At 43.4% G+C, this 1203-nt stretch carries 1 protein-coding gene; it reads right to left on the bottom strand.

Features of this window, described 5'->3' with window-relative positions; all coding sequences use genetic code 11:
* Positions 1 to 132: 132 nt before the first annotated feature.
* A protein-coding gene (locus AC2VE5_RS28230) for an IS630 family transposase (RefSeq protein ID WP_486890811.1) occupies positions 133 to 1016 on the bottom strand; the annotation gives its coding sequence in 2 pieces (ribosomal slippage) (positions 133 to 687 and positions 690 to 1016; 882 coding nt in all).
* Positions 1017 to 1203: the final 187 nt, after the last annotated feature.

A 1203-nucleotide genomic window follows, 5' to 3' on the forward strand; every position in this document is an offset into this window, starting at 1 on the left:
CTGTTATGCTCTTTACCTATTTTTGGAGCCTTTATGAGTTCAATGTAGAAAAAATTAATCTGTCTCTCACTGTTGTGTTTAAGAAGCGCTACCGCGCGGAGGGGAGTGAAGAATATCCCAGTCGCTATAGCTCTACGAAAATACGTTAGGACAGTGTTTGAAGGCGGCATCAACACAATCACGAAAGTTATCAAATTCATCCCATCGCTGTCGCATCCAATTTTTGAGTACGAACCACCAATGCTCTATTTTGTTCAAGTCTGGAGAATAGACAGGGAGATACCATAGCTCACAGCCAGCTGCTGCCACAATTTCATCAATGGTCTGGGAGCGATGAAAACTCGCATTGTCAATGATAATAATATCACCAGGTTGTAATTGTGGTAGAAGACACTCCTCTAACCACATCTGGAATAAATCTCGGTTACAGGAGCCAATAAAGGTCATGGGAGCAAAAAGATTACCTTGCTTGAGTGCGGCAATCCAACTGACTCTTTGGGTGCGCTTGCCCGACTTAAGGGCATGGAAACGTTGTCCAATCTCACAATAGCCATAAGGATACTCCTCTCTGTTGTCGATACCAGCTTCGTCAACATATACCAATTGCCTGACAGCCTTCGTCTTCAGACGTTCTCCAAACTCTTGCCGCTCGAGTTGATCCCGTTCTCGATATCCATAAGTCTTTTTTTACGACTCACTCCAATTTTTTGCATTGCATCACTAATGTTCTGCTGGCTCACACCCTCTCCCCACAACGAAGCCATTTGTGCTTGAGTCTTACCTCCATGCCGTTTCACAAACTCACGAAATCGCTGCCAATCGGTGATTTTATGCCGATTTCCCTGTTGATAGTGAGTAATCGCTTGGCAGTTGCCAGTTTGTTCTTTGCGCTTCAACCATAGGTCGAGTGTGTTGCGACTGATGTTCAACATCCGGCTCACATTACTTTTGCGTTCTCCTCTCTCGACGGCAGCAATCGCTTTTTGGCGCAGATCTTCACTGTATGGGGCAGGCATAAGTGTTGTTTAATATTCGTCTTTTCTTATTGTAAGTCTTAACTTGAATTTGTAGGGCTATACAGCAAAGATGATGATTGCCGTGATGACCTCATTATTTTTAGCGATCGCAGGCATCTGTAAATACCTCTATTAACTTACGAATTCTTCCTTATTGGTAAGCTATTTCCCTATATTTGTCAGTTAT

This window comes from Aliterella sp. E5.1 (genome assembly GCF_057473825.1).